Source organism: Endozoicomonas sp. G2_2, from assembly GCF_017744135.1.
Taxonomy (GTDB): Bacteria; Pseudomonadota; Gammaproteobacteria; order Nevskiales; family Salinisphaeraceae; genus Salinisphaera.
In genome coordinates this window covers 15629-40713 of the sequence record NZ_JAGHQU010000021.1, presented here as the reverse complement: position 1 = coordinate 40713, position 25085 = coordinate 15629, and the positions used below count along the sequence as shown (strand labels likewise).

Here is a 25085-nt window from a genome sequence, read left to right as displayed (position 1 = left end):
GCCCCATACCCTCCCCGGCCGATACCAGCCAGACGGTCGGTGATGTCATCTGGGCTGAAGCGCACGACATTGAGGCCGCGCTCGCCAGCGCCCATGCCGCTGCCGACCGCTGGAGCGCGACGCCGGCAGCGAAACGCGCGGCCGCGCTGCGCCGCTATGCGGACCTGCTCGAAAGCCATACCGCCGAACTGATCGCCCTGTGTGCCCGAGAGGCCGGCAAGAACATCGGCGACGGTGTGGCCGAGGTGCGCGAAGCGGTGGACTTTTGCCGCTACTACGCCTGCCAGGTCGAGGACGAGTTCGATGGCGACAAGCCGCTGCCCGGCCCGACCGGCGAGCGCAATACCTACCGCCTGGACGGCCGCGGGGTGTTCGTGTGCATCTGCCCGTGGAATTTCCCCCTCGCGATCTTCACCGGTCAGGTCACCGCGGCGCTCGCAGCGGGCAACGCGGTGATCGCCAAGCCCGCCGAGCAGACCTGTCTTATCGGCGCGCGGGCGGTCGAGCTCATGCACGAGGCCGGCATTCCGGGCGACGTGCTGCACCTGCTCCCGGGCGACGGGCCCTCGGTCGGCGCAAAGCTGGTCGCGGACCTGCGCGTTGCCGGGGTCGCATTCACCGGGTCGCTGGCCACCGCCAAGGCCATCAACAAGACGCTGGCCGAGCGCGATGGCCCGCTTATTCCGCTGATCGCGGAGACCGGTGGTCAGAACGCGATGGTGGTGGATTCGTCCGCCCTCATCGAGCAGGTCGTCGCCGATGTTATCCGGTCCGGCTTTCAGAGCGCCGGTCAGCGTTGTTCGGCGTTACGCGTTCTTTATGTACAGAACGACATTGCAGACACCCTCGTCGATATGCTCTCGGGCGCCATGGCCGAACTCTCGATCGGCGACCCGTGGAATCTATCGACGGACGTGACGCCGGTAATCGACGCCGACGCACGCGACGGACTTCGCGACTACGCGGACAAGGCCGGCAAACAATTCAGGGAGATCTATACCTGTCGGCTCGACGACAAGACCCAGCGCGGTACGTATTTTGCCCCGCGTGCCGTCGAACTCGAGCGCATCGACCAGCTCGGCGACGAGCAGTTCGGCCCGATCGTGCATATCGTGCGCTTCGAGGCCGAACAGATCGACGATGTCGTCGACGATATCAACGGCCTCGGCTACGGCCTCACCTTCGGCATTCACAGCCGTATCGACACGACCGTCGAGCGCGTCGTACGTCGGATCAAGGTCGGCAACGCCTATGTCAATCGCAATATGATCGGCGCTGTTGTCGGCGTCCATCCCTTCGGTGGCGAAGGGCTTTCGGGTACCGGCCCGAAAGCCGGCGGACCGCACTACCTGCATCGCTTCGCTACGGAGCGGGCCATCAGTCGCGATACCACGGCGGCCGGCGGCAACGCGTCACTCATGTCGCTGGAAGAAGACGAGCCGGCACGCAACGAGTTCGTCACGCCCGAGCCACAACGCTACGCCTGAAAAAGCGCGTACTGATGTAGAAAAGCCGACGGCTGTGAGCCGTCGGCTTTTTTATTGGCAATACCGGCGCAGCGTATTTTCCTGCGGACAATCCCGCGCCGGGCGCACCCTGTTCACGCGACTGTCGTCAGGCAACACAGCCCGCGGTACGAATTGCCGGGTGTGTCTCGAAACGACCCGCCCCCGCGAGGCCGGCACGGCCTCGCGGGGCGAGCCGACACCGGGCCTACCGAGCCTCGACGGCGCGGAACTCGCCGGTCGACTGCGTCGCCAGACTGACGACATAGATCGCCAGCCAGGCCACGATAAACCCGGGGATGATCTCGTATACCCCGGGGCCGCCCAGGAAACTGGCGTTCCAGCCAAGCGCGATCCACACGATCACTGTGGCGGCGCCCGCGACCAGACCGGCGACCGCGCCCGTACCCGACATGCGCGGCCAGGTCAGCGAAAGAATGATGAGCGGGCCGAAGGCGGCACCGAAGCCGGCCCAAGCGTTGCTCACCAGCCCGAGCACCTCGGAATTGGGATCGCTCGCGATGAACGCCGCCACGATGCCGACCAGCAGCACGCTGATGCGACCGATCATTACACTCTCGCTCTCGGACGCTTCCTTACGCAGGAACAGCCGGTAGAAATCCTCGGTCAGCGAAGACGAAGCCACCAGCAGCTGACTGGAAATCGTGCTCATGATCGCAGCCAGCAGTGCGGCGAACAGAAAGCCGGTCACCAGCGGGTGGAACAGCAGATCGGCAAGGACGATGAAGATCGTTTCGGCGTCCCCGACGTCCAGCCCGTTACGCACCGCGTATGCGCGGCCGAACACACCCACGCACACCGCGCCGATCAGCGAGATGCCCATCCAGCTCATGCCGATGTTGCGCGCCTTGGGTACTTCGGCGACGCTGCGAACCGCCATGAAGCGCACGATGATATGCGGCTGCCCGAAATAACCCAGCCCCCAGGTCACAGCCGATAGAAAACCGACCAGCGTCAAGCCGTTGGTCAGCGACAAATAGTTTGGATCGACCTCAGCGAGGGTTTGCGAGGCCTGCGCGAAGCCGCCGCCGCCGCTACCGAAGAGCACCACGGCCGGCATGATGATAAGCGCCAGCATCATGATCACGCCCTGACAGAAATCGGTCAGGCTGACCGCGAGAAAACCGCCCACCACGGTATAGAGCAGCACGACCGCGAGCGTCCCCCAGATACCCACCGAATAGTCGGTGAAGGATGCAATGTTGACGACATCGCCGAACGCGCTCTGCACGAGCTTGCCGCCCGCCACGAGACCCGAGGCGGTATAAACCGAGAAGAACACCACGATGATGATCGCCGACACGGTCCGCAGTGCGAGCGCCCGTGTCGGGAAGCGCTTGGACAGGAACTGCGGGATGGTCAGGCTGTTGTCGTAGCGCTCGGTTTGCTCGCGCAGGCGCGGTGCGACCACGATCCAGTTCACGAACGCGCCGACGAACAAGCCGATACCGATCCACGCCTCGACCAGCCCCGAGGCATAGAGCGCGCCCGGCAGACCGAGCAGCAACCAGCCGCTCATGTCGGAGGCCCCCGCCGACAGTGCGGCCACTGCCGGGCTGAGGTTTCTCCCGCCCAGCATGTATTCCTCGGATGAAGCCGTGGACTTGAACCACGCATAAAAGCCGATGCCGACCATCAGCCCGAAATAGAGGATCAGACTGATCCATACACCTGTTGCCATGAGGTCCCCCCGTTTAAAAAGTCATAGCTTGGCCAGAGTTTCACATCCTATCTCCGGTGTGAAGGGCGGCAAGTGCCGCTCAAGCCTGACGATTCACGTGCCGACGCGTTCGAGCGCCACATGTTTCACGGGCATCGGAGACGCCGCCCGACCCGCCAACGAAAAGCGCCGGCTCATGGCCGGCGCTGTATCGGGGTCGAAAGACAATCAGTCGACGACCGGGCTGACCGTGCCGTCCGAACCGTAATCGAAGGCAAGAATGCCGAAATACGCCTGATCGTTCGTCGCGTCGTAATACTCGTCGAATGCGCTCTGGCAGTAGTTCTTGGCATCGCGTACCACGACCTGCAGGTAATACCGGGTGCCCGGTGTCAGCGGCATGCTCGGTACGGTCGATGTGCCGGATAAACCGTTCTCCCGATACACATTGCCGTCGAGCAAGCGCATGGGCTCGTCGGCGGTCGCGGTACAGGCGTCGCCGGCCCGGCCGGTAGCCAGAGCCGGGGTCGTGGACACGCGGACGTCGTAGCGCAGCGCATCGTTCTGGATATCGTAGGACTCATCCCAGCGCAGCAGGACGTTGCCGCCCTGTTCCGCAACAGACAAATAGACCGGCATAGGCCGTTCCAGCGTGTCGTCGTACTCGGCCCGCGCGGCGGCAATGGTCGTCGTCAACCGATCGATCTCGGCCTGAATCTGCTCGGCCGCGCTTGCCGGGCCTTCGAGCGGCAGCTCGTTAATATCGGGGTTCGTTGTGAGTATCGCCTTGATGTCGTCGATCGGGTAGCTGTCGATCAGGCTTTGCACGTTCGCGGCGTTGACCGCGCCGGCCTGCAGCGCATCGAGCTTGTCCGTCAGCGCCTGCACGTTGCCGGCGCCTGCCCGGATGTACTCGCGTACCAGCACCATCCCCCACCAGTTGGCCAGGCCTTGCTGCCACCGGGGTTGAACGGGATTCGCGGCCGCCTCGTTGGGCTGCCCATAGAAATCCCATCCGCCGTCGTAGTCCCAGGGCGTGAAATAGAACCGTTCGAAGTCCTCGACACCGTCGCCATCCACGTCCGCCGGGCGATAGAGATAGAAATTCTGCGAGTTGGTGTCGTTGTTCGACAGCAGAATATTGATCGCCAGCCAGGTCCGGAAATTGTCCGGATGGAAGTAGCGGGCGAAATCGGAATTGAAATCGGGCTCGCCGTCGTTGATCGCTTCGAGCATGGCGATCAGCACGTCTGTGTTTTCGTTGTCGCCCTTGGATTCGAGCAGGGTCTCGAATTCGTCGGAATCCGCGTCCGCACGGATAAGCGGTGTCTCGTCCGGCGACAGGAACTCGAACTGCTCGGCCTTGAAGATATTCGATTCCTCGAGCTGACCGTGGTTCTCGGCCCAGTCGTCGTCCATGTACTCGACGTTGGTGAACAGGCCGAAGTCCTGTTCACCGGCGCCCGGGTTGGCCCCATCGGTCACATACAGATGGATGAACTGGGTGCGCAGGCTCGGGAAATCCGCGACCTGGGTGAACAGGTCGAAAGCCAGCTTGTTGCGGATGCGGCTCAGATCGTAGGGGTGCTTGTTGAGCTGAAAGCGCTCCATGCCGAACCAGTCGTCATCGAAGCCGTCGTCGTCCTCGTTGTCGAACTCGATCTTGTACGACTTCTGCTTGGTCAGACGTGTGGACGCCCCGCGGACTTCCATCTCGCCAATGAAGCTGAAATCCGTGCCCGGAATACTGGCCGTGATCTGCAGTTCCGGATCGAACGCGTCGCTGCCGTCGGTATCCCCGAGATTGTCGGGATCATCCCCGCCATTCAGATCGGCGAGCGTGCAGCCCGTGTAATCCTCTTCGTCTTCTGTCGTCGCCGGATCGTCGCCCTGACAGGCGCTGCCCGTCGGCGCGTTTATCATGACGTTCACACGCACGACTTCGGTATCGTCCGGCAGCGCATAGCTGACGGTCGCGTTGGCGCCCGGATCGACGATGTCGCCGTTGGCATCGAGCCCGGGAACCTGGGACGGATCCACGGTCGAGCCGCCGCCTGTGTCGCCATCGCCACCGCTACTACCGCCGCCGCTACCGCCGTCATCGTCCGAGCCGCCGCCCCCACCACCACAGGCACCCAGCCCGGCAGTCACGAATACGAGCATCCAGGGCGCGAGTCGACGCGCCCAATTCGAATTGTTCATTGTTACCCCCGTGTGCAAGCCGCATGCAGGCGCGGCCGGAATGCTTCATATAGCACAAAAGAGGAATTATTCGAAGCGGCGTCAGCGGCCCGTCGACAGCACCCGCTCGATCATCGCCACGCTGCGATCAAGCGCGCCCGCCTGGGCACGTACATGGGCGCGCCCGGCCGCGCCGGCAGCGCGTGCACGTTCGCGATCGACGCCCCAGAAACCCGACGCGTCCGCCAGTTTGGCCGGCGTGCGGCAAACGTGGGCCGCGCCGCATTCGACCAGGCCGTCGACGATGTCCTGCCACTCCTCGATATACGGGCCAACGCAGAACGGGCGACCCAGCGCCGCGGGCTCGATCACGTTATGGCCGCCGATACCCGGTACCAGGCTGCCCCCGACAAACACCACGTCGGCCGCGGCGTAGAACATGGGCACCTCGCCCAGCGTATCGGCGAGCACGATATCGGTACTCTCGGTCACGGTATCGCCCGCGCTCCGTCGGGCGATTGACCAGGGACTGCTTGCAAGCAATGTGGCGACGGCGTCGAAACGCTGCGGGTGCCGGGGCGCCATAACAAGCAGGCCGCCAGATTCGCGTGAACGAAGCCGTTCGAACGCCTGCAGCAGGATCTCTTCTTCGCCCTCGTGGGTGCTGGCGGCAACCCAGATGGAACGGTCTGACGCCTGCCACTGGCTGCGCAGGCGTGCACCCATGGTTTCCGTATCCGGGTCGTCGGGTGCGTCGTACTTCAGATTGCCCGTGGCCTCGACCCGATCATCCGGAGCGCCCAGGCAAACGAACCGGCCGGCGTGCGCGTCGCTGGCGGCGCCGATTGCCCGCACGCGCGCGAGCATGAAACGCGTGGCATTTTTCAGCGGCCAGCGCACATAACGCGCGGCCGAGGCGCGGGAAACGCTGGCATTGACGAGCACCAGTGGCACCCCGCCGCGCTCCGCGGCGGCGATGAGATTTGGCCAGAGCTCGGTCTCGACCAGAATGCCGATACGCGGCGCAGCCTGGGCGATGAACCGGCGCGTGGCGCCTGGCGTATCCAGCGGCACATAGCGAATGGACGCCCGATCACCAAAGCGTTTGAAAGCGCGCTCGCGCCCGGTTGGGGTCATCGTGGTGATCAACAGCGGACACTGCGGAAACCGCCGCTCCAGTGCCTCGACCAGTGGCGCGACCAACACCACCTCGCCCACCGACGCAGCGTGTATCCAGATCGCGCCGTGCGGCACGGGGCCGATGCGGCCGAGGCGCTCGCCGAGATTTTCTCGATAGGCAGGCTCGCGACGGCCACGCCAGGCGAAATAGCCGAAAACCAGCGGTAAAACGAGCCATGTGGCCAGGCAATAGACGACCCGCCAGAGCATTTCAGTCGCTGTCGGGGGCGTCGTTCATGCGTTCGATAATCGCCGTGGTGGAGTAACCGTCGACAAAATCAAGCACGCGCACCTCGCCACCGGCCGCGCGCACGCAATCCCCGCCGGCGATCTCGTCGGGCGCGTAGTCGCCGCCCTTGACCAGCACATCCGGTGTGAGTCGGCAGATCACACGTTCCGGCGTGTCTTCGGCAAACGGCACCACCCAATCCACCGCGGCCAGGCCACGCAACACCTGCATCCGGTGTTCCAGATCGTTGAGCGGTCGCGAAGCACCCTTGAGCCGGCGTACCGAGGCGTCGTCGTTGACCGCGACGATCAACCAGTCGCCCAGGGCGCGGGCCGCCTCGAGATAGGCAATGTGGCCCGGATGCAACAGATCGAAACAGCCGTTGGTCATGACCACCCGTTCGCCGCGCGCGCGCAGATCGGTAACGATACCGGCCAGCGTGTCTTCATCGACTAGGCCAACGGCGCTGCCGCGCTGGTTGCGCGCGGCGCGCTTGAGTTCGGCCGGCGTGACGGTGGCTGTGCCGAGCTTGGCCACAACAATACCCGCCCCGAGATTTGCGATGGCCGCTGCATCCGCCAGTTCGAGGCCCGCCGCCAGGCCCGCGCCCAGCAGCGCGATGACGGTATCGCCCGCCCCGGTCACATCGAAGACTTCCTGCGCCTGCGCCGGCAGGTGCAGCTGGCCGGCTACCGAAAACAGGCTCATGCCCTTCTCGCTGCGCGTCACTAGCAGGCTGTCGACGTCCAGGCGTTGCCGCAGGGCATCGGCATGGCGCGCCAGGCTGTCGTTGTCGGTAACCTCGCCCGTGACGGCCTCGAATTCATGCAGGTTCGGCGTAATCAGGCTCGCGTTGCGGTAGCGCTGCCAGTCACTGCCCTTCGGGTCGACCAGCACCGGTATATCGCGCTCACGGGCAGCGCCAATGATCGCCTCGACATCCGCGAGCGTGCCCTTGCCGTAATCGGAGCAGATCACCACATCCGTGTCCGCCAGAGCCGCGCGGTAGCGTTCCAGAAAGACATCCCGCGCAAAGGCGCCTTCAAGGGCGAACGACTTCTCGAAATCCAGCCGAATGAGCTGCTGGTTGCGGCTCATCACGCGCAGCTTGGCGATGGTGGGATGGCTGTCGCTGACCAGCAGATCCGGCGCGACCCCTTCACGCTCGAGCAGCGCGGCAGTGGCCTCGCCCGGCTCGTCGTCACCCACCACGCCGATCAGCCGGGCATTCGCGCCCACGCGGGCGAGGTTCAACGCCACGTTGGCGGCGCCCCCCAGACGACGCTCCTCGTCGGCAATGCGAACCACCGGCACGGGTGCTTCGGGCGAGATTCGGCCGGTATCGCCATACCAGTAGCGGTCCAGCATGATGTCGCCCACAACGAGGACGCGTGCGTTGTCGAACGAGGGGATCGTCAGCATGCTTTCACCGGGCGAACAATTCGCGCATCATACAAACCCTGCTGCGCGCTGTGTAGCGCCGGCCCTCGCGACTTCATCGTCTTTCGCGCCTATGATTGCCGACCGGCTCATCCGGCCTGCCTCGCATGGCTGATCCCGCCCCCGACAACGACACGCGCAGCGGTCTGCGCTCGCCTCGCCACTGGGGCAGCTGGGTGCTGATGGGACTGGGCTGGCTGCTGGCGCGGCTGCCTTACCGTATGCAAATGGGCCTCGGCCGCGTCTTCGGCGATATCGCCTACCACGTTATCGGCGAGCGGCGGCGCGTTGCCGAAGTGAACCTACGGCTGTGTTTTCCCGAACTCGGCGAACGCGCGCGCCGGCGCATCCTGCGTGATCATTTCCGCTCGGTCGGCATGGGCGCTATCGAAACCGCGATCTGCTGGTGGGGGCCGACGGCCAAGATCGAGGCGCTGGCCCATATCGAGGGCCTAGAAAACCTGCAGGCCGCCGCCGAACGGGGACGCGGGATCATCCTTTTGTCGGCCCACTTCACTTCACTCGAGCTGGGCGTACGCATGGCCAAGCGGCCGCTGCGCGAACTCGGTTATGTCACCACGGCGATGTACAAGGCGCCGCACGATCCCGTGGTCGATCACGTCATGCGCACGCGCCGCGAGGCGCATATCGGTGGCTCGAGCATCCGCGACGACGACGTGAAGGGCCTGCTGCGGGCGCTGCGGCGCAAGGACGCCGTCTGGTATGCAGCCGATCAGAAACCGCCCAAGCGTCTTGGCGTGGTGGTCGATTTCTTCGGGCAGCCGGCGCGCACGCATGTGGCGCTCAGTCGGCTCGCGCGCATGAGCAAGGCCAGCGTGGTGCCGTTCTTTACCCTGCGCCGTGAAGACGGCGACGGATATCGCCTGATCATCAAACCGTCGATCAGCGCGGACCTCGGTGAAGACGAAACCGCGGATGCGCGTCGCATCAACGAAATGATCGAGTCGGTGGTACGCGAGGCCCCGGCGCAGTACTTCTGGCTGCACCAGCGGTTCAAGCGCTCGGGTTACAACCCCTACAAACCGGCCGCGAAGACCGACGTATAGCCACCGCGCAAGGCGGCCCAGTTCGCGTCCAGAAAATTGAAACGCATGGACGCGCTTCGGAACTTGTCCAGAGAACGGTGCAGGCGTGCGATGTTCGCCTCGCGCCACTTGCCCGGCTTGCGCAGCCGCGCCTTGTCGAAATCGATCAGGTGAAAGCCGTCATCGCCGTCGACCAGCACGTTGCGCGCGTTCAAATCCGCGTGCCATACGCCGGCACGGTGGAAACGCGCGAGCGTACCGCCAAGTTCCTGCCAGGCCGTGGACGGCAACGGCGCTTCGGCAAGCCGGTCGGCAAGCGGCACACTATCCGGGATCTGCACGGTGATCAGGTCACCTCTATAGATGCCCAACGAAGCGTTGACACGTGCCGCCACCGGCGCCGGTACCGGCAATTCGCGGTCGCGCAGCGTGGTCAACAGGCGAATCTCGCGAACCGGGCGCGCGCGCGCCAGGCCCGTGTAGAGAAACCGATCCGGATTGAGCGTCGCGAGCGCCCCGCCGCGTCGGTTGTGGCGCAGAACCCAAGGCGTGCCGTCGATCCCGGTCACGAAGTGCGCGGTGCCGCGACCCTCGGCTTCACCGCGCAGCGCATCGCGCGCCTGCCACCAGCCCGCATCGAACAGATCCGGCGCCGGCTCCTCGAGCCGCACGTCGTCCCAGACGATATACTCGCCGGCGATTGTCGCCTCGCGCAGGGTCATGTGTGTCGACAAGCGCAGCGCCCGCTCAGACGAAGGTCAGCCAGTCCGCATGGTCGTCGCGGCGGCCGCTGACCTGGTCGAAATAGCGGCTTTGCAGCGCTTCCGTCACGGGGCCGCGCTTGCCTTCGCCGATCGTGCGATCGTCGAGTTCGCGCATGGGGGTCACTTCGGCCGCCGTGCCGGTGAGGAACGCCTCGTCGGCGATATACACCTCGTCACGGGTGATCCGACGTTCGATGCACTCGATCCCCATCTCCTTGGCGTAGGTGAAGATGGTGTTGCGAGTGATCCCGTCGAGCGCGCTGGTCAGATCGGGGGTGATCAGCTTGCCGTCGCGCACGATGAACAGATTCTCGCCGCTGCCCTCGGAGACGAAACCGTCGCAGTCGAGCATGAGTGCTTCGTCGTAACCGGCCTTGTTGGCCTCCGTCACGGCGAGCATGGAATTGAAGTACGGGCCGTTCGCCTTGGCCTTGGTCATGGCCGAGTTGACATGGTGACGCGTGAAAGACGATGTCTTCACACGAATGCCCTTTGTGATGTTCTCCTCACCCAGGTAGCTGCCCCAGGTCCAGGCCGCGATCGCGACATGCGAGGTCAGATCATGGGCATGCAGACCCATCGCCTCGGAGCCGTAGAAGATGACCGGGCGGATATAGGCGGACTCGAGCTTGTTCTCGCGCACGACTTCGATCTGCGCGGCACTGAGTTCATCCTCGCTGTAGGGCATCGGCATGCCGAGGATCTTGGCCGAACGGCACAGCCGTCTGGTGTGATCGGCCAGCCGGAAGATCGCGGTGCCCCGGTCGGTGTTGTAAGCGCGTACGCCCTCGAAGGCACCCATGCCGTAGTGGAGGGTGTGCGTGAGCACGTGAACCTTGGCGTCACGCCAGTCGACGAGTTCCCCGTCGAACCAGATCAGGCCATCGCGGTCGGCCATCGAAGTCATGTGCTCATCTCCTTGGGCTTGCAGACATGCCGCGTGAACACCGCAGCACGGCGCGCTATTTGACCATAGAGGCGCGGGTGCAGGCCAGTGTTATTGCTGCATTGCGCAGCTTTTAGCGGGGATCATCGGGCGCTTCGGCCGCGCCATGTTCGGCGAGCCAGTCCAGATAGCGGCGTACGCCCTCTTCCACGGTCGCGAACGCGCGGCCGTAACCCGCCTCGCGCAGCGCGTTGACGTCGGCCTGGGTGAAGCTCTGATAGCGGCCGATCAGGGACGCCGGAAATTCGATATAGCGTTTCTCGCCGCGGCCGTACCAGGCCGTGACGGCATCGGCGACGTCGTTGAACGTCTGGCTGCGGCCGGTACCGCAGTTGAAGATGCCGGAGACGCCGGAATCCAGTAGCCACAGATTGACGTCGACACAGTCTCCGACATAGACGAAATCCCGGCGCTGCTCACCGTCCCCGTAGCCGTCGCTGCCCTCGAACAACCGGCATTCGCCGCTGTCCTCGATCTGCCGGGAAAAGTGCCAGGCCACGCTGGCCATCTTGCCCTTGTGCTGCTCGCGCGGGCCATAGACGTTGAAATAGCGCAGACCGGCAACCTGGGAGTTCGTCCGGGCCGACTGGGCACGCACATACTGGTCGAACGCGAACTTGGAGAACGCATACATGTTGAGCGGCCGCTCGGCTTCACGTCGCTCCACGAAATCCGGGCCCATGCCGTAGACCGAGGCCGACGAGGCATAGATGAACGGGATGCCACGCGCCACGCACCAGTCGTGCAGGCTCTTGGAATAGCGATAGTTGCGGTCCATCACATAGCGGCCGTCCCACTCGGTGGTATCCGAGCAGGCGCCCTGATGGAATACGGCCGTGACGTCGCCCAGATCCGTGCCCGCCTCGACGCGGGCTAGCAGATCGTCGTATTCCAGATAGTCGCTGAAATCGAGATCGGCCAGGTTCAGGCATTTGCGACCATCGGCCAGATCGTCGACGACGAGAATGTCACGCTCGCCGCGGGCATTGAGACCGGCGACGATATTGCTGCCGATGAAGCCGGCGGCTCCGGTTACGATGATCACTGGCGCGCTACCCCGTACTGTGCTTGCTAACGATCCCCACCCTGCGCGGTGTCGACGCCGAGATCCAGACCCAGCGTGCGGTACCAGCGCAGATAGCGATCGGCCATGGCGGCGGCAGTATACGCGAGCGATTTTTCGCTCGCCGCATTGGCCAGGCGACGTGCCAGATCCATGTCGCCGCGCACTCGTTCGAGCGCGTCAGCGAGCGCCTCGGGCGAACGCGGCGGCACCAGCAGGCCATTGTCTTCGTCGCTGACGATATCGGGAATGCCGTCGACGTCGCTGGCCACGATCGGCAACCCGGCATGCATGGCATCGAGCAGCGCCGACCCAAGCCCTTCGTGCACCGACGGAAAGGCAAAGATGTCGAACGCGGCCAGATGATCGCCCACGTTGTCCACATGGCCGGTGAACCGTATCGCGTCGTTATCGCCCGCCAGCTCGCGCAGCATGGCCTCGTCGCGGCCGCCACCGACCATCACGAAGCGCCAGCCCGCGTCGCGCTTACTGAGGATGTGCGCGGCCGCGATCAGATCGCGCTGACCCTTCTGGCTGTCGTCGAGCGCGCCGACATGCCCCACGACGCAGTCGCCGTCGAACTCCTGGCGCAACACCGCCGCGGCGACGCGATCCACCTCGAACCCGCCGGCCGCGCTCGGAATCCGCTCGGTCGATACACCCGGCTGATACGCCTGAACCACGCGATCGATCGCGCGCGACAACACGGCGACCGCGCGGGCCTTTCGATACATCTGCCGGGTCAGCCAGCTCGATGAAGGCACGTTGTCGACACGGCGCGTAAAGACATACTCGCAACCCGCCAGCACATGCGCGGCATGGGCGAAATGCGCGCCCTTGCCATCGTGGGCGTGAAGAAACGCGCCCCGCACCTCGCGCACGCTCAACACGAACGGCTTGCTGATCGGCAGACGCACCAGATTGGGCACATCTGCAAGCCGTTGAGCCAGCGGCTCGTCGCGGCGCAACACAACCTGTTGTGCGATGCCGCGCGCGGCCAGCTCGCGAATGAGCAACTCGGTCTGACGTTCCCCGCCGCGAAAACCGCGGGCCAGGTTGACGTGCGTTAGCCGCGACTTCGCCGGCCCTTGCCGCTTCGTGCGCTCGCTCATGATCAACCTTTACTCAAATGCCGCTCGAAAATCGGCGACCGTGGTGGCAGCCAGCGCGCGTCCGAGGGGCGTCGACTGCATGTGGATCGACAAGAGCCGCGCGAATTCGCGCCACTCGTGCACGGATATGAAATCCCGGGACGTGAACCGCAACTGTGCCAGCGATGCAGCGAGGCGCCGACGTGCGCGTTTCGGCCGTAGCGAGCGGCGCAGATCGTTATCGATCCATATCAATCCGCCGCGCCCTGCCGCCCGATCCACCACATCGCCCTCTGCATGCAGATGCAGAACATTTTCCAGGTGGCAATCCTTGTGATGATAGCCGTTGCGATAAAGCGTGGCGATATCGGCCGCGATCCGATCCAGAATCACGGCTCTGGTTGACGCGTCCACCGTCTGGCGCAGCACCACACGCAAGGTGTCGTGGTCCGGCAACTCGCGCATGAACAGAAGTGACTCCGCCTGCGCCCAGGGTACGACCCGTATCCCGAAACCCAGGAGTGGCGCGGTTGCTATCCCAAGGCCATGCATGGTTCGGTTGGCCGACATCTCGCGCCTGGCTTGCGATGACCAGTACTTGCGCAGGTTGTCGCGCGGCGCAGTCTTCACCCGCGAAAGCTTGCTTACCAGGCCAGGCCGGTCGGGATGGCGACATATGCGCGTATAGGTACCCTCGTAAAGCGGCTCCGCACACGCGAAATTCGGTGGGTCTGCAGCAATCCCGGCGTCAAGCCACCATAGATCTCGCGGCGTGAACAGACCGCGGCACAAGGTCATCGACATCCTGACAACCCGCGAGGCCGAGCGCATACGAGACATCGAAACGCCCGCGTCATAGGCATATCGAGCATCCAGAGCAAACTCATACGCAACTAGCGAAACGCATCGTAAAACGCCAGCAGCTCGCGCCGCATACGCTCGACCGAATAGTGCTGTGCTGTCGCCTCGCAGGCCGCACGGGCCTTGGCTAGAGCGGCGTTGTCTCGCTCTCCGAACGCCCGCATCGACCGGGCGAACCCGCCGACGTCGAATGCGTCGAACAACTGACCGGTTTCCGGCCCGGCAACCATCGCGCGCGCTGCCCCCGTTCGCTCGGATGCAATGACGGGCAAGCCTGCGGCCATGGCTTCGGCAATCACGATGCCGAACGCTTCGTAAAGCGCCGGGTGCACGAGCGCATCCGCCGCCCAGAGATAAGGCCGCACATCGTCACTGGGCCCCATGAAATGCACGCGCTGCTGCACACCCTGCCTGCGCGCCGCACGTCGATAATGGGCCATTCGGCTATCGCGCCCGACGACGATCAGATGCGCAGCTTCCGGTACCCGGGCCAATGCCGCGATGGCTGTCTCCAACCCTTTGCGTTCGAAACCGGAGCCCACGAACACGAATACGGGGGCGTGATCGGGAATGTCCAGTTGAGCGCGTGATTTTCGGCCGATTTCCACGGCCCATGCGTCACGCCTGAATTTTTCAACGTCGATACCGTTCTCGATGACACACAACCGGGCGCCGCAGGCCGGAAATCGGCGCTGTATGTCAGCCCGCACCATCTCCGAATTACAGATCACCGCCTTGAGCTGATCGCTGGCGTACATCTGACGCTCCATATCGAGCTTGTCCCGGTGATAGGAACCCAGTTGCCGCCACCAGCGCTTGAAGCGCGATGCGCCCCTGTGACGTTGCTCAAGCCATTCCGCATGCACGCCCCCATCGGCCCGGAAGATATCGACCTGGGGCATGTGAACCTGTGATTGCACCAGATCGACGGACAGCGTGCGCAGCTGCTGATCGAGCGCATGGACGAAAGCCTTTAGACGCCAGCGGCGGCCGATCGCGAATGGCCGGCACTCGATCACGCGGACATTCGCCGGGAGCGCGCCTCCCCAATGGCGCGTCAACACCACCCACTCCACATCGTCTTCAGCAAGCGCATCGAAAACGCTGGACGTGATCCGCTCGGTGCCGCCATCACTGCGGTAGCGATTAAAGATCAGACCGATGCGAATGGCCATGCTTATTCGTCTGTCGTGGTATCGACGCCCAACTCCCGATAGAAGCGAGGCATTCCGCTTCGCCCATTAGGGGCAACCTGCAGGCGCGTAATTGTGCCATATACACATATATCGCCACCCCTGCTGACGCGATTTGCGGTCGCGTCACCCGCTTTTTGTCGCCACAATGCCCCATTTCGACGGCCAGTTTAAATGCCGTGTAGCGGTTCGTCCCCTACTCTCGCCCTACGCCCAACATTCTATGAGCAGCCAGACGCGACATGTTGCATTCTTCCTGCCGACGTTTCCGGCCGGCGGACAGGAACAAACCACACTGTTGCTGATGAAAGGGCTGGTCGAGCGCGGCCACCGCGTCGATCTGCTGCTTGAACGCAAGACCGGCGCCTACCTGTCGCGCGTGCCGGATACGATCAGGGTGCACGAATTGCGCCGTCGTTCGCGCTGGAGCGGTTACCGGCGTTTCATCACCGGTTGGCCAAGCGAAGGGTTTCGTCACCTGTACGGCTCGCTGGGACTGGGGCAGCGCTCGATACCACTGCACCGCTTGATCGCACTCGTCGATTACATGGAATCACAGCGTCCGGATGTGGTGATCAGCGCTCACGACCGCGCGCCCCTGCTCGCCGTTTGGGCTGCGGGCATCGCACGGCAACGCGTCGCTACGGTGATCATCGAGCGCAGCATCTTTTCCCGAAACTTCGCCGCCTCGCGCGCCGATGCACGTACGCACAAGATCATGCAGCACCGCCTGACGCTGATGCGTCGGCTTTACCCGATGGCCGACATGCGGGTCGCCGTGTCCAACGGTGCCGCGGCCGATCTGGCCGATATTCTGGGCCTGCCGCGTAGCGCGGTCCGCACGATGTACAACCCCGTGGTCCGCCCCGAACTGACTGCACGCGCGGCCGAGTTCGTAGACGATCGATGGATACACAACGACGACGTGCCGTTGATCGTGACGGCAGGACGCCTCGCCCCCGAAAAAGCGCAGCACGTGCTGGTCGATGCCTTCGCCCGGCTGCGCGCGCGCGGAGTCGACGCCCGACTGGCTATCTTGGGCGAAGGCCCCGAACGTGAACGACTGACGCACCGCATCGCTGAGCACGGCCTGGAGGCACATGTAAGAATGCCCGGATGGGCCGAGAACCCTTACGCTTGGATGGCCCGTAGTTCGCTTTGCGTGCTGCCATCGGAGTTCGAAGGCCTGCCCAATACGTTGATCGAAGCAATGGCGTGCGGTTGTCCTGTTGTCGCCACGGACTGCCCCGGCGGTACCCGGGAGATTCTCGCCGACGGTGCGCACGGGCGTCTCGTGCCGGTCGGCGACTCGGACGCACTGGCGGAGGCCATGGCGCTGACGCTCGCCAACCCGCCCTCGCCGGCCGAGTTGCAAGCGCGCGCCGCAAAATTCTCGCTCGAGCGCTCGGTCGACGCTTACGAGGCCGAAATCGAGCGCTTATGTACCAGGCCGCCCGATCGCCACGCCTGAGTTCGACCCCCGAACACCGAGACCATTTCCGGGCGCGAGCAAGATCCATGGCCAGCCAATAAAGCCATGGGCTGAGAACCCGAGATCCGACGATTTTAGGGCGGTTCGCGGCGCCCGCTCACGTTGCAAGCAAGACCAACATCAAGATTTTCGGGCATTGCGAGCCGCATGCTTTCTGTCGCGTTCACGCATGCGCACGACTTCCCACGCCAGATCGCGACGCGGCCGGTCGAGACGGCGCAGAACCGGTATTTCGCTGCGCCAGCCGTGGGTCTGGGTGACATAGGCCTTCCTGTAGTCCGCCGCCGCCGTCGCCCGTCTCACGCGTTCGTCGGTATCACCGAAAGGATAGGCCAAGGTCGTTACCGGATGTCCGAGCCAAGCCTCAAGCTGTGCGCGCCCACCCACCAGTTCTTCTTCCAGCTCCGCATCCGTCACGTGACGCAGGTCCGGATGGCTCACGGTATGCGCGCCGATCGTGATCAATGGATGCGCGTCGAGTTCGCGCAGCTGGTCCACCGTCAGGTAGTCCGCGGTCAGCGTCGCGGCGTCCAGACCATAATCGGCCATGATTGCCTGCTGGTGTTTCTGGCGCTCGGCGTTGGTCATCTGCTTCAACACGGTGCGCAGCGCGGCGAATGCAGCCTGGGCGTCGTCGCGCGACGCGCCCTCTAGCCACGTGCGCACGGATGGCCGGTTCCAGTCATCGTCACGCGCTACCGCCGCGGCGACTCGAGACAACAAGGGACAGCTGCGATCCACGAATCCGGTGGTCACGAACACCGTGGCCGGGGTCCGGTGCTTCTCGAGTATTGGAAGCGCCACCGTCAGGTTGTCGGCGTAGCCGTCGTCAAATGTGATCTTGGCCTGATGCGCATGACGGCGCAGAAATTCGTCGAGATCGTCCGGGTGAACATGCGTGACTCGGTCCGAGCTGACGGCGGGTGCCGAAAGCGGATCGGCCACGCCGTGACCATAGAAAACGCGGCGATAGCGCGATCGAATACGTGCCATTGAAAGAACCCGACGTTGAATACCAATGCACCGGTGGATCGGCGCAAGCGGTTGCAATATACCCAGCGCCAGCGCGGCAGACCAAAATCCCGCGCTATTCCTGCATCGCAAGCACGCGGGCGACGAGCGCGCGATAGCGTTGTGTGGCGGCGGCGATCGAATAGTGCTCGGCGCGCGTACGCAACAGATCCGACGCATGCGGCGCGTCGATCGTTTCGGCCATCGCCCGCGCAAAGGCCTGCACGTCGCCCACCGGTACAAGACGACCGTAGCGACCATGATCAACAATTTCGCGCGGGCCATGCATACAGTCCGTTGCAACAACGGGGCAGCCGCAGGCCATGGCTTCTATCAATACGGTCGGCAAGCCCTCCCAATCCGAGGACAGCGTCAGCAGCGACGCCCGTGCCATCCACGCATGCGGGTTATCGACCCACCCCGGCAACGTAACGCATTCGCTTAGACCGAGCTCGTCACGCAGCGCTTCGAGAGCGACGCGCTCCTGCCCCTCCCCGAGAATCGCAAGCCGCACGTCCGCGCGCGCAGCGCGCAGGTGCGCAAATGCCTCAATCAATAGCCGATAGTTTTTCTCCGGGCTGAGCCTGCCGACCGCCACGACAAGCGGGGCAACATCTTCGAACCATGGATGAGTCACCGGTTCGGCCGCGCGTTCGATGAGCGCTGCGGAAACGACCGGGTTCGACAACGTTTCAACTCGATGCGCCGCGACCCCGACGATACGTACAAGATCTCGTCCTACGCCGTCGGATACCGTGATCAGCGCATCCGCCCGGGAGTAGAAAGATCGGCACAGCGCGAAGAAATGGCGCCAGCGCAAGGGGTGTCTGCGCGCCGAACGTCGTTGAACCGCTTCAGCGAAAAAAGTCCCGTGGAATAGCCCGATCAGGCGAGGTGGATAGTCGATGCAGGCCCGCGCATATCCGGCAATGAGTACCGAGGACCACACGTTGGCCAGCAACAAGGCCGGGCGTTCGCGTTCGAGATAATCCACGAGTGCCGGCACATAACTCAGTTCCGTCAGACGGTTGGCCGAAACGAAACGCGAACGAAAGCGCATAATCGGGTGGCCACGCAGCGCCCGATCGCGACAGGCTCTCGTTGTCGCCTCGTCGGCTGGCGCTAACGGCACGACACGAACGCGCTCGGGTATCCTCTCGCTGTAGTGCCCGCAGGCCTGCTGAATTAGCAGGTCGACCGGATAACCGGCAGCGAGCAGAATATCGATCTGGGCGAGCGCAATCTGGGCGACGCCGCCACCCAGATCAGGGCAATAGACAGCGACTCGCGAGGCGTATTCAGTCAATGTGTGCCTCCCGCCCGCTCGCGGCCCGGGGCGCCGGGACCTCACATGGCAGAAGTATCGAGATGCCAAGGCGGCACACACGCCCTTTCCGTGAGTACATGGTGAAATGCCCGTTTCAGGGATTTGAGCGCGACGTGCCGCAAGCGTTACCCGTGCATCCGGGCACGCAACTGATAGTCTTGCTGGCGGCGCCGGGCTTCAGTTAGCAATCAAGATCGCATCAAACAGCGCCGCAGAAAAGGAGCGTCCGCGTCGTCGCGCTATCTGATCGCTCTCTGAGGCATTCACCGCGTTGCGGTCGAGTGTCGCCGTTACCGGGCCACTCGTAAAAGGCCATGCGCGTTGCGAACTTGTGGCATTCGTTTCGGAGCCCGGGCGATCTGCCGTGCGATCGACACCGCTACCCGTCATTTACCGAGCTAGCGACGCTATCGTTGCACCGACTCATGCGCAACAACCGACCAGACGAACAATGTGCGGCTTGACAGGAATTCTACAGCGTCGACCCGATGTCGACTCGCTGTGCACGAACATCGATCGCATGCGCGATGCCCTATCGCACCGCGGCCCGGACGATCGTGGCAGCTGGATCGACCGAGACCATGGCCATGTCGCACTCGGCCATCGGCGTCTGGCAATCATGGATATCTCGCCGCTGAGCGCGCAGCCGATGGTTTCTGCCGACGCGCGCTACGTCGTTGCCTTCAACGGTGAAATCTACAACTTCCGCCGCCTGCGAGACACCCTGCAAACCAAGGGGCATCTCTTCAAAAGCCAATCCGATACCGAAGTCATGCTCGCCGCCTTCGTGGAATGGGATATCGAACCCGCACTGCGCGCATTCGAAGGCATGTTTGCGCTCGCGGTGTGGGATCGCGCGCGCCAGGCATTGTTTCTGGCTCGGGATCGCTTCGGCGAAAAGCCGCTTTACTACGGGGCGCACGACGGGCGGCTGCTGTTCGGCTCGGAACTCAAAGCGCTGGCGGAGCATGAACATTTTGCCAGCGATATCGACCGCGGCGCACTGACCGAACTCATGCGGCTGTCCTATATCCCTGGGCCCGGCTGCATATTCAAACACTATCGCAAGCTGCCAGCCGGCACTTATTTGCGGGTGGATGCCGATCTCGACATCGGCGAGCCCAAACGCTATTTCGATATCGACTCGCTCGCCAAGGCTTCGCCCGCGCCCTTGTCCGACAAAGACGCCGTCGACGAACTGGAGCGGCTATTGTCTGCGTCGATCGCCGACCGGATGGTGGCCGACGTTCCGGTAGGCGCTTTCCTGTCTGGCGGGATCGATTCGTCTTTAATTGTCTCGCTGATGCAGGCCCATACAAGTCGTCCCGTTCAGACCTTCACGATCGGTTTCGACGATCCCGGCCTCAACGAAGCGGCTCAGGCACGCGCGACCGCCACCATTCTCGGCACGGAGCACCACGAGATCACCGTAACCGACGAGGATCTGCTCGCGGTCGTACCCCAACTGCCCCAAATCTACGACGAGCCGTTCGCCGATCCCGCCCAGATCCCCGCGATCTTGCTCGCTGATCTCGCGCGTGCCCAAGTGACCGTGGCGTTGTCCGGAGATGGCGGCGACGAACTGTTCGCCGGCTACGATCGCTATCACGACATCGGTCGTCACTGGTGCAAACACGAGCAAGAAAATCCGGCATTTCGCACGATCCAGGCGCAGTGGCTCGGCCTGAAAGCGAGAGTTCAACCCCGCAAGGGCGCGAAATACCGGCGCCAGCGCGCCATGAAACGGGCCGGCTACGACCTGCCGCGCTTCTACCGCGATGCAGTGAGCTGCTGGGATGATCCGCAGTCTTTAGTACTCGGAGGACACGAGGCGCCGACCGCCTTCCTGCGCCACGATATGGCTACAGCGACGCAGGATGCCCAGCGCTGGATTCAGGCTACGGACGCGCAGTGTTATTTGCCAGACGATATTCTCGCCAAGGTCGATCGGGCAGCCATGTCCGCAAGCCTGGAAACGCGGGCGCCGTTCCTGGACACGAATGTGGCCGCCTTCGCGCTTGGCCTGCCACAGTCACAGCAATACCGTGACGGCAAGCCGAAGTGGCTATCGCGCCAACTGCTGTATCGTCATCTGCCGGCAGAAACCGTCGAACGACCGAAGCACGGTTTCGAGGTCCCCCTGGCCGCGTGGCTACGCGGGCCGTTGCGCGAATGGAGCGAGGACATGCTCGACCCGAGCCGCATGCACCGGCAGGGCTATCTCGACGTAGCGCGTGTGCGGCGCGTCTGGCATCGGCATACCGCCGGCATGCAGGACGCCAGCCCTCAACTGTGGTGCGTGCTGATGTTCCAGGCCTGGCTCGACTCGTTCCCGCGCGCATGACGCGGCGCGGACGTTAGAGGCGCGAGTGCCCCCGAGCGGTCTTTTGTCCGAACCGCCCTACCGCATCGATGAATGCGTCCACGTGACGTTCGAACGCAAACGTGTCGCGTGCATGGGCCTCCGCGGCGGTCGACATTCTTTGGTGCGAGACCTCATCGCTGACAACGGCCGCCACCGCGTCAGCCAACGCTTGCGGCCGCGCAAACGTAGCGGGCCTGAGCTTATCGGTACCCGGATCGTAGACCTGCGTGGACTGCATTGAGGACGGCGTCCCGCCTAAACGCGCATATGTGGCGTACGGTTCGCCGGCGGTGACCAGCAGGCCGGTTCGACCGTGACGAACCGTCTCGGCCATACCATCCACACACGTGGCAACTACCGGCACACCGAATGCCTGTGCCTCGATGGTGACGTTGCCCAGGGGTTCCTGCAAAGCCGGGTGTAAAAGCACATCCAGTGAGCGATAGAACGCTGGCATGTTCACAACCGTACCGAGAAAGCGGATCTCGGACTCGAGGCCAAGCGTCGCGACCAGGGCCTCCAGATGCCAGCGATCCGGGCCATCGCCGGCAATATCCAGAACACAGTCCATGCCGGCTGCGCGTAAGCGCGCGACCGCGTGAATCGCGAGACAGACGCCTTTCTCCGAAGCCAGACGCGCCGCGACGCCGATACGCGGACGCCGTTTCAAGGGCGTACGTCTGTCCGCATTGCACGCGTCGGCCGCCACCATCACGTCAGGCCGAATTCCACCCAGGCAAACCTGCGCAGGACCTTCGTAGCCCCACTTGAGTTGAAGCATGCGCATGGACGCGTGGGTATTACAGATCGCGCCGCTTATCTCGCGCGTGAACCGATCCGCTGCAGCTGGCGCATGCTCGAACCAGCAGCCGCCGCCTTCTCGATAGACCAGTACCGCCCCGCTACGCCGAACGGCTTCTGCGACTGCCTCGCGCGCGAACCCGCTCCAGGACAGCAGGACGTCGCTTTCGAGGCGTTTGATTCGCGCCGCCAGCGCGCGCTGGCGCAGCATCGCCGGGTACTTCGGCAGTCGCAGCCGGCCGGCGCGCTTGAACGACACCGCCGTATCCACAAACGGTAGGATATGCGGGGCCAGCGCCGGATGCAGTGCGCTACCGTAGACCACGTCGTGTTCGAAGGCTTGCTGTATCCGCGCATGGCCGATTAGCGAACGAAACTGATGTTCGACGCCGGCCGGCACATCGAGATTTATTCTGTGCAGCAGACGCATCGTCTAACTCCGATAAAACCAGGACGTCGGCATCACAGTCACCGGGGTAGCGGCGACCACACCCCGCTCAAGGCGCGCCGCGCACCACGCGCATGATCGCGCGATCGAGCGCCGGGCCATAGTCGGCAAGCGCGAATCGGTCGCGGACGTGGGCCAGCCCCGAAATGCTGGCGCGTTGGTAGCGGGCATCGTTTTCAACCAGCGCAGCGACTGCCGCGGCGAGGCGTGCCGGAGTGGGCGCGCGGGGTGCGATGAGATCGTCGGTGGACGGGTCATAAACCCACGGCACGCCGATGTCTGCGTCGCCCCCGACCTCTCGCGCATAGTCCGCCAACGACCATTCCGGCGCTACAAGCGACAGCGCGTGCATGTCTTCGGCCAGTGTTTCCGGCAACCCGTCGACAGCTGTGGCCACGACCGGGCAGCCGCGCGCCTGGGCTTCAATGCTGGTGCGACCGAACGGTTCGCGCAACGACGGAACCAGAAGCACATCAATCCCATCGTAGAAGGCAGCCATGTCGCCAACCGCGCCCTCGAAACGTACTGCATCTGGTAATCCCAGATGCCGAGCTTCGGCGCGCAACGCCGATTCGCATTCACCGGTGCCTGCGACAGCGAGTCGAGCGTCGACACCGTGCTTGTCGCGGAGAATGCGAAGCGCATGAATTGCGAGTCGATGGCCTTTCAATTCCGTCAGCCGACCGGCACTGCCCAGCCAGAGCGGTCGCGAACGTGGCACCGCCGATCGTGCGGCGTCCATTGGCAAAATCGAATCGATTGCGCAGTAGACGCGCTCCGTCGGCCCATTCCAGCCCCAGCGCAGCGCCAGGATACGCTCAGCCGCCCGGCTGTTGCTGATGACGCCGCGCGCGCTGTCCAGGTAGGTGTGCGCATGGTGGCGTTGCGCACGCCATGCCTGCCCGTGTTCGTAATGCACCAGGGCAAGCCGGGCTCGCTGCGCGATATCGGCAATCTCACGATTTCCGATCGTGTTCCAACCGACGAGGGCGGATTCGTTACCACGCACCACGCGAGCCACGGCGTTACGCGCCCGCAGCCCGCGGGCGAACCGCGGAAGACGGAGCCCGTACCACCACCGAAGACTGCGACGAACGACCGTACGCAATGGCGGCCCCACAACGGCCTCGAACCGCGGGTGGATATCGTCGCCCACGATAACCGTGTCGGATGCTTCACGCGCGCGGCGATGCGCGGCGTACTGCGCGAACGACACTTCGGCGCCGCCCACCACGTCGAGATTGAGACGAAAGATCACCGCCCGGGGCGCATCGCCCGATAAAGGCGGATCAGCGCGCATATTGGTCCCTGGAGCGGTCAGGCCAGACATCGAAGTTAAATCGCCGCTGGGAACTTTTCGCCATATGCCGCGCGCCCTACCGCACGCGGCATCGCGCCGATTGCATGGCCGTTCCTTGGCGCGAGTCCACACGAAGGACCCCTGCCATTTGAAATACGCCGTCTCATTCGACGGACTCGCGCGAGCTGGCTCGGCTATCGAGATAGCCACGCACGCGCCCTGCGCGAACCTGCCATTGCCAACCGTACTTGAGCCGGAAATGCTGGGGACCGAGCGCGAACGGCGCGTATCGGAGCCATGCGCGCAACGCCCCGTACCAGTAGCGTAACGGCACACCGAGCAGATACAGCCCGCGCGACGTGCGGCCATGCGTGAGTGCCATACTGCGCCCCCACAAATAGGCACGCGCCCATACCGCTTCAACGCTCAACTGCTCTACGCGGACGCGATGCTCGGCGCGCGCACTGGGCACGAAGACATAGGGGTAATACCCCGTACGCGCCAACCGATACTCGAATTCGGTCTCATCGCCCATCAGGCGATGCGTGCCGCCCGGACCCAGCCGCTCGTCGAATCGATGTTCGCCGATCGCAGTGCGGCGTATCGCCATATTCGGCCCCAGGGGCACGCCGGTCGTCAGGCCTTCGTCTTCACGCGGCGCGTAATACGCGAACATCGGGCTCTGGCGGACATACCGCTGGTCCTGAACCCAGGCCGGCGCATTCGGCGGGAATACCGGAATGATAGGCCCACCGAAAATCGAGTGGTCGGGCCAGCGTTCGACTGCATCGAGATAGGCTTGTAGCCAGTGCGGCCCCAGATCGACATCGTCGTCGATGAAGACCACTAATCCATGGTCGACCCGTTCAAGCGCGCGATTGAGTGCGCGCGGCTTGCCGGGCCGTGGCTCGTGGAGCGCTTCGAGGTCGAGGCGTGAATCGTGCTGAAAACGTGCCAAAACCGTCGCGGTGTCATCGGTACTCGCATTGTCCACTGCGAGTACACGCCAGTCCTGCACGCGCATTTTCTGGCCGGCGAGGCACTCAAGAGTCGCTTCCAGCGAGCGCGCCCGGTTATGGGTCGCGAGGATGACCGTCACACAGGGGTTTGGTGCACATGATCCTGATTCGTTCGGCATGGCGAGGCGTCGACAGGGAAGCGA

At 64.0% G+C, this 25085-nt stretch carries 19 protein-coding genes; 4 read left to right on the top strand and 15 right to left on the bottom strand.

From position 1 onward, the window contains the following. A partial coding sequence (putA, locus tag J7355_RS16995; RefSeq protein WP_209064838.1) for a bifunctional proline dehydrogenase/L-glutamate gamma-semialdehyde dehydrogenase PutA occupies nucleotides 1-1487 on the top strand: 1487 nt, incomplete at its 5' end. A 226-nt stretch (nucleotides 1488-1713) separates the two neighbouring features. Here the strand turns inward: putA and putP are convergent. From putP to hldE, 4 genes are all read right to left on the bottom strand, one after another. Next, a complete protein-coding gene (gene putP, locus J7355_RS16990; protein WP_209064836.1) occupies nucleotides 1714-3207 on the bottom strand; it encodes a sodium/proline symporter PutP in 1494 nt (497 codons plus the stop codon). A gap of 207 nt (nucleotides 3208-3414) precedes the next feature. Beyond that, nucleotides 3415-5388: a CotH kinase family protein gene (locus J7355_RS16985; RefSeq protein WP_209064834.1), complete on the bottom strand. Its 1974-nt coding sequence runs from the start codon at nucleotides 5386-5388 to the stop codon at nucleotides 3415-3417. Between the two features lie 81 nt (nucleotides 5389-5469). After that, nucleotides 5470-6756 carry a 3-deoxy-D-manno-octulosonic acid transferase gene (locus J7355_RS16980; RefSeq protein ID WP_209064832.1) on the bottom strand — a complete coding sequence of 429 codons (1287 nt, stop codon included), beginning with the start codon at nucleotides 6754-6756 and terminating at the stop codon, nucleotides 5470-5472. A gap of 1 nt (nucleotide 6757) precedes the next feature. Further along, nucleotides 6758-8197 carry a bifunctional D-glycero-beta-D-manno-heptose-7-phosphate kinase/D-glycero-beta-D-manno-heptose 1-phosphate adenylyltransferase HldE gene (hldE, locus tag J7355_RS16975; protein WP_209064830.1) on the bottom strand — a complete coding sequence of 480 codons (1440 nt, stop codon included), beginning with the start codon at nucleotides 8195-8197 and terminating at the stop codon, nucleotides 6758-6760. Nucleotides 8198-8322: 125 nt separating this feature from the next. Between hldE and J7355_RS16970 the strand changes: the two genes are divergently transcribed. After that, on the top strand, nucleotides 8323-9282 hold the full coding sequence (locus J7355_RS16970) for a hypothetical protein (RefSeq protein ID WP_209064829.1): 960 nt from the start codon (nucleotides 8323-8325) through the stop codon (nucleotides 9280-9282). Here the strand turns inward: J7355_RS16970 and J7355_RS16965 are convergent. From J7355_RS16965 to J7355_RS16940, 6 genes are all read right to left on the bottom strand, one after another. Beyond that, nucleotides 9252-9995: a 3-deoxy-D-manno-octulosonic acid kinase gene (locus J7355_RS16965; protein WP_209064827.1), complete on the bottom strand. Its 744-nt coding sequence runs from the start codon at nucleotides 9993-9995 to the stop codon at nucleotides 9252-9254. The two genes, J7355_RS16970 and J7355_RS16965, sit on opposite strands and share 31 nt — an antisense overlap. 13 nt (nucleotides 9996-10008) lie before the next feature. Continuing rightward, complete coding sequence (locus tag J7355_RS16960; RefSeq protein WP_209064825.1) at nucleotides 10009-10932, bottom strand: branched-chain amino acid transaminase; 924 nt, start codon at nucleotides 10930-10932, stop codon at nucleotides 10009-10011. A 112-nt stretch (nucleotides 10933-11044) separates the two neighbouring features. After that, nucleotides 11045-12016: an ADP-glyceromanno-heptose 6-epimerase gene (rfaD, locus tag J7355_RS16955; RefSeq protein WP_209064823.1), complete on the bottom strand. Its 972-nt coding sequence runs from the start codon at nucleotides 12014-12016 to the stop codon at nucleotides 11045-11047. Between the two features lie 26 nt (nucleotides 12017-12042). Then, nucleotides 12043-13146, bottom strand: coding sequence for a glycosyltransferase family 4 protein (locus J7355_RS16950; RefSeq protein ID WP_209064821.1), 1104 nt, complete (start codon nucleotides 13144-13146; stop codon nucleotides 12043-12045). A gap of 9 nt (nucleotides 13147-13155) precedes the next feature. Then, nucleotides 13156-13965 carry a lipopolysaccharide kinase InaA family protein gene (locus J7355_RS16945; protein WP_209064819.1) on the bottom strand — a complete coding sequence of 270 codons (810 nt, stop codon included), beginning with the start codon at nucleotides 13963-13965 and terminating at the stop codon, nucleotides 13156-13158. A 53-nt stretch (nucleotides 13966-14018) separates the two neighbouring features. Beyond that, entirely contained in the window at nucleotides 14019-15161 is a 1143-nt protein-coding gene (locus J7355_RS16940) for a glycosyltransferase family 4 protein (protein ID WP_209064817.1), read from the bottom strand. A gap of 241 nt (nucleotides 15162-15402) precedes the next feature. On the opposite strand from J7355_RS16940, the gene J7355_RS16935 reads away from it, so the two are divergent. Continuing rightward, nucleotides 15403-16650: a glycosyltransferase gene (locus J7355_RS16935; protein WP_209064815.1), complete on the top strand. Its 1248-nt coding sequence runs from the start codon at nucleotides 15403-15405 to the stop codon at nucleotides 16648-16650. A 141-nt stretch (nucleotides 16651-16791) separates the two neighbouring features. On the opposite strand, the gene J7355_RS16930 is transcribed toward J7355_RS16935, so the two are convergent. Both J7355_RS16930 and J7355_RS16925 read right to left on the bottom strand, forming a co-directional pair. Then, nucleotides 16792-17664 (bottom strand): polysaccharide deacetylase family protein, encoded by an 873-nt coding sequence (locus J7355_RS16930; protein WP_209064813.1) that lies wholly within the window; start codon nucleotides 17662-17664, stop codon nucleotides 16792-16794. A gap of 94 nt (nucleotides 17665-17758) precedes the next feature. Then, complete coding sequence (locus J7355_RS16925; RefSeq protein ID WP_348523051.1) at nucleotides 17759-19033, bottom strand: glycosyltransferase; 1275 nt, start codon at nucleotides 19031-19033, stop codon at nucleotides 17759-17761. A gap of 436 nt (nucleotides 19034-19469) precedes the next feature. Here J7355_RS16925 and asnB point away from each other — a divergent pair, with 436 nt between their 5' ends. Further along, a complete protein-coding gene (gene asnB / locus J7355_RS16920) occupies nucleotides 19470-21353 on the top strand; it encodes an asparagine synthase (glutamine-hydrolyzing) (protein WP_209064810.1) in 1884 nt (627 codons plus the stop codon). A 13-nt stretch (nucleotides 21354-21366) separates the two neighbouring features. On the opposite strand, the gene J7355_RS16915 is transcribed toward asnB, so the two are convergent. The 3 genes from J7355_RS16915 to J7355_RS16905 form a co-directional block, all read right to left on the bottom strand. Continuing rightward, the gene (locus tag J7355_RS16915; protein WP_209064808.1) at nucleotides 21367-22386 is read right to left on the bottom strand and encodes a glycosyltransferase; all 1020 of its coding nucleotides are present in this window, start codon (nucleotides 22384-22386) and stop codon (nucleotides 21367-21369) included. A gap of 286 nt (nucleotides 22387-22672) precedes the next feature. Beyond that, complete coding sequence (locus J7355_RS18090; RefSeq protein WP_209064806.1) at nucleotides 22673-24133, bottom strand: glycosyltransferase family 4 protein; 1461 nt, start codon at nucleotides 24131-24133, stop codon at nucleotides 22673-22675. Next, nucleotides 24087-25061, bottom strand: coding sequence for a glycosyltransferase (locus J7355_RS16905; protein WP_209064804.1), 975 nt, complete (start codon nucleotides 25059-25061; stop codon nucleotides 24087-24089). The genes J7355_RS18090 and J7355_RS16905 overlap by 47 nt, the downstream gene beginning before the upstream one ends. Nucleotides 25062-25085 lie beyond the last annotated feature (24 nt).